Source organism: Rhizobacter sp., from assembly GCF_031412075.1.
GTDB lineage: Bacteria > Pseudomonadota > Gammaproteobacteria > Burkholderiales > Burkholderiaceae_C > Rhizobacter.
In genome coordinates this window covers 1-4,193 of sequence record NZ_JANOCG010000503.1, presented here as the reverse complement: position 1 = coordinate 4,193, position 4,193 = coordinate 1, and the positions used below count along the sequence as shown (strand labels likewise).

4 protein-coding genes are annotated in these 4,193 nt (G+C 66.3%); 1 reads left to right on the top strand and 3 read right to left on the bottom strand.

Annotated elements, in window-relative coordinates; translation table 11 throughout:
- Window positions 1-134 precede the first annotated feature (134 nt).
- Window positions 135-1,736, top strand: a complete 1,602-nt coding sequence (tnpC, locus tag RMO40_RS18640; protein WP_309724582.1) for an IS66 family transposase — start codon at window positions 135-137, stop codon at window positions 1,734-1,736.
- A gap of 64 nt (window positions 1,737-1,800) precedes the next feature.
- Here the strand turns inward: tnpC and RMO40_RS18635 are convergent, their stop codons facing one another.
- The 3 genes from RMO40_RS18635 to RMO40_RS18625 all read right to left on the bottom strand — a co-directional run.
- Window positions 1,801-2,580, bottom strand: coding sequence for an MBL fold metallo-hydrolase (locus RMO40_RS18635; RefSeq protein ID WP_309724584.1), 780 nt, complete (start codon window positions 2,578-2,580; stop codon window positions 1,801-1,803).
- A 22-nt stretch (window positions 2,581-2,602) separates the two neighbouring features.
- The gene (gene bamC / locus RMO40_RS18630) at window positions 2,603-3,703 is read right to left on the bottom strand and encodes an NlpB/DapX family lipoprotein (RefSeq protein WP_309724580.1); all 1,101 of its coding nucleotides are present in this window, start codon (window positions 3,701-3,703) and stop codon (window positions 2,603-2,605) included.
- 141 nt (window positions 3,704-3,844) lie between these two features.
- On the bottom strand, window positions 3,845-4,193 hold a 349-nt coding region (locus tag RMO40_RS18625), incomplete at its 5' end, for a dihydrodipicolinate synthase family protein (protein ID WP_309724576.1).

Below are 4,193 nucleotides of genomic sequence, written 5' to 3'. Positions count from 1 at the left end.
CGATGCACTGGTGCTCGGACTGCCTTGGCAGCGCGTCGGTGAGGCGGTCGTCATCAGCGTGCTGTGAGTCGGCATCGAGCAATTCGAGGATATGCCGATGGTCAACGCTGTGCACGCCCACGACACTGGCGTACATGCTTGACATTGCGCACATCGACCCCGACAAGCTCGATCAACTCGGCGTTGATGAACTGCGTGAACTTGTGGGGCAACTGCTCGAGCGCAGTGGCCGAGACGCCCACGAGATCGGCTGGCGTGACACCAAGATCGACAAGCTCACCTTCGAGGTCGCGCAGCTCAAGCGGCTGCAATACGGCGTCAAGAGTGAACAACTCAGCGCCGATCAGCGCGCGCTGTTCGACGAAGCGGTGGACGCCGACATCGCTGCGGTCGAGGAGCAGATCGCCGCACTGAAGGCCACACTGCCGCCCAAGACGGAAGCCGGCGAGAAGAAGACTCCCAAGCGCGGCACGCTGCCCGCCCGGCTGCCGCGCGTCGATCGGAACCACGAACCCGAGAACACCACCTGCACCACGCCCGGTTGCGGCTGCCAGATGAGCCGCATCGGCGAGGACGTGAGCGAGAAGCTCGACTACACCCCCGGCGTGTTCACGGTGGAGCGGCATGTGCGCGGCAAGTGGGCCTGCGCGCAGTGCAAGACACTGGTTCAAGCGCCGGTGCCCGCCGCCGTGATCGACAAGGGCATCCCGACTGCCGGCCTGCTGGCCCAGGTGCTGGTAGCCAAGCACGCCGATCATCTGCCCTTGTACCGGCAGGAGGCGATCTTCGGCCGTGCCGGTCTGGCGATCCCGCGCTCGACGCTGGCGGCCTGGTTGGGCCAGTGCGGCGCGCGGCTGCAGCCGCTGGCCGATGCGATGAGGGCGCAGTTGCTGCAGTGCCAGGTGCTGCACGCTGACGAGACGCCTGTGGCGATGCTGGCGCCCGGCAAGGGCAAGACGCACCGTGCCTACCTGTGGGCCTACGCAGCCGCCGTGAGCGAGCCCATCAAGGCGGTGGTCTACGACTTCACCGAAGGCCGCTCGGGCGAGAACGCCAGGGCGTTCCTTGGGCATGACCCGCACGAGCGAGAGCGCGAGGAGGTTGCCTGGACCGGCCACCTGGTCTGCGACGACTTCAGTGGGTACAAAGCGCTGTTCGCCCTCGGCGTGACGGAGGTGGGTTGCATGGCCCACGCCAGGCGCAAGTTCGTCGAACTTCACGTGGCCAACAAGAGCACGCTGGCCCAGACGGCCATCGAGCTGATCGGGCAGTTGTACGGCGTGGAGCGCGACATCCGAGACAAGGACGCCGAGAACCGGCTGCAGCAGCGACGCGCTCGGGCAGCACCCATTGCCCAGGCGCTGCACGACTGGCTCGTCGCGCAGCGCGCCAAGGTTCCTAACGGGACCGCCACCGCCCGCGCGATCGACTACAGCCTGAACCGCTGGACGGCCCTCACGCGCTACCTGGACGATCCGCGCCTGCCCATCGACAACAACCATGATGAACAGCAGATCCGACCGTGGGCAACCGGGCGCAAGAACTGGTTGTTCGCCGGCTCGCTCGCCGCTGGAAAACGCGCCGCTGCGATCACGACCTTGATCCAGTCGGCCAAGCTCAACGACCACGATCCGTACGCCTACCTCAAGGACGTGCTCGAACGCCTGCCCACGCACCGCGCAAGCGACATCGACTCGCTGCTTCCGCATCACTGGAAGCCAGCCTCCTCAGGCTGAGTGCAGCAGTCTGCCTCGGTGGTCAACATGTGTTGGCTGGCCGCTTACAGTTGACGCCTCTTTGTCAGCGAACGACCAGCCAGTCGAAACCGAGCTGCGGGTCGGCCACAAGCACATCGCCGGGTTCGCCTCCAAGCACCGGGGCCAAGGCGGCCTGGGCCAAAGTCGGGCTGTTGTTGCGCTCGCTCAGGTGGGCAGCCACCAGGTGGTTCAGGCCGGCGTGCAGGCAGCCCGCCAGAATTTCCGCTGACGTGTCGTTAGCCAGATGGCCCAAGCGGCCGGCGATACGCGCTTTGAGTGAGGCTGGATAGCTGGAGTTCGCTAGCATGCCGCGGTCGTGGTTGCACTCGAGCAGCAGCGCGTTGCATCCGTTCAGTTGGGCCAGCAGGTGCGGCGTGATCGAACCGGCATCGGTGAGCACACCGAGGCGCAGTGCGCCGTCTCCCACGCGCAACTGGAGCGGCTCCTCGGCGTCGTGTGGCACCGTGTAGGGAGTTAACTCCAGGTCGCCCACGGCAATGGGCTCCAGGTCGCGCGCAAAGCGCACCAGGCCCTCGGGCAAGTCGGGCGCGCAGATGGCACGCCAAGTGCCACGGCTTGTCCAGATGGGGGTGCGGTGGCGGCGCGCCAAGGTCAGCGCGCAACCGACGTGGTCGCTGTGCTCATGTGTCACGAACACGGCATCGATATCGGATGACGCCAGCCCGACCCGCGCCAGCCGCCGATCGAGTTCGCGCAGCGAAAAGCCGCAGTCGATCAGCACACGGCTCACCGTCTGGCCGCTGCTCGCCTCGACGACGGTGGCGTTGCCGCTGCTGCCGCTGCCCAGGCTGCAAAAGCGCATCATGGTTTGATGCGCTCGGGCTTCACTTCAGGTCGTCAACCAGCAGCCTGACGATGCGCTGGCCGGCATCGCCGTTCTCCGGGGCGCCCTTGGTGTCAAACACCGACACCGTGCTGGCTTCGCCTTCGCCCTTGACGTTCACGCGGTAGCGGATGGGGCCGGTGAGTTTGTTGGCGTCGCCGCTGAAGAGCTTGCTGAAGAAGCCCGGCTCTTCCTTGCCGGCCTGGGCCGGATCGACGTAGCGCACGAAGTAGAGGCCTTGTGCGCGGTCACGGTCTTCGACGGTGAAACCGCTGCGGTCGAGCGCCAGCCCGACACGGCGCCACGCGCGGTCGAAACTCTCGTCGATCTGCAGCGTGGCAGCAGGGCGGCCGTTGAGCACGCGGGCTCGCGCGGGCGCGACCGGTGTGGCTGCCGCAGCCGTTGTCTGGGCCACGGCGGCCTTGGCCAGCTCGTCCTTGGCGCCCAGCTTGATCATCAAGCGCGACAGCATTTCGCCTTCAAGCAGGCTCTCGCTCGGACGCGGCTTCCAGGTGGTGCTGTCCTTGAGCGGGCTGGTGTAGACCTCTTCAAGGCCGCGGTGAACGATGAAGATCTCGCTGCCCTGTGCCGTGCGCTCGACGCGGGTGCGGTACTTGTCGCGCTCGCCGGTAGAGAACAGCGAGTCGAAAATCTTGCCCAGCGTCTTGCGGACGATGTCGTCCGACAGGCGGGCGCGGTTTTCTGCCCAGTCTGTTTCCATCACGCCCACGTCGGCCTGATCCACCGCCAGCGTCAAGCCGCGCTCCTTCCAGAAGGCCTGCAGTTGCGGCCAGACCTGCTCAGGGGTTTGAGTCGTGCTCAGGTAGCGCAGGTTGCCCTGGCGCTCGATGCGCACATCGCCCAGCGTCACCGGAGCGACCTGGTTGTTGGCCGGCGCCGCCGCCGGCACACCCGGCGTTTGCAGCGCAGCCGCGCTGATCACACCAGCTTGTGGCGCGTAACGCGGATCGACCGCGAGTTGAGTCAGGTCGGGCGGCACTTCAAGCGGGGTGGGCTTGGACTTGGCGGCGCGGTAGTCGACCTTGTCGCCCGAGACCACGTTGTCGATCGACGAACAAGCGGCCAGGGTGCTGAGGAGCACCAGGCTGGCAACAACAGAATGAGAGGGAAAGCGAATCACGTTGAGCATCTCCGAAGGGAGCAGCCGGAACCGGTCTGCCGTGCGAGGCGAGTGAAGGGAGGTGGGGAGAGTCGCGCCTGCGAACGAGGCAGCGACATCAACTCAGAGCAGACCCGACTCACGCAACGCTTGTTCCACCGCCGATTGGCCGGCGGAGGTGAGGGGAAGGATGGGCAGGCGCACGGTGGCGCCGCAATGGCCCAGGCGGGAGAGCGCCCACTTGGTGGGCGTGGGGCTGGATTCAATGAACAGGTTCTTGTGCAAAGGCAGCAGTTTGAGGTGGATCTGTGCGGATTCACGGGCCTGACCGGCGATGGCCGCCTTGCACAGCTCGTGCATGGCGCGCGGCGCCACGTTGGCGGTGACGCTCACATTGCCATGGCCACCCAGCAGCATCAGCGCCACGGCCGTGGGGTCGTCGCCTGAGTAGATGGCAAAACCCTTGGGCGCG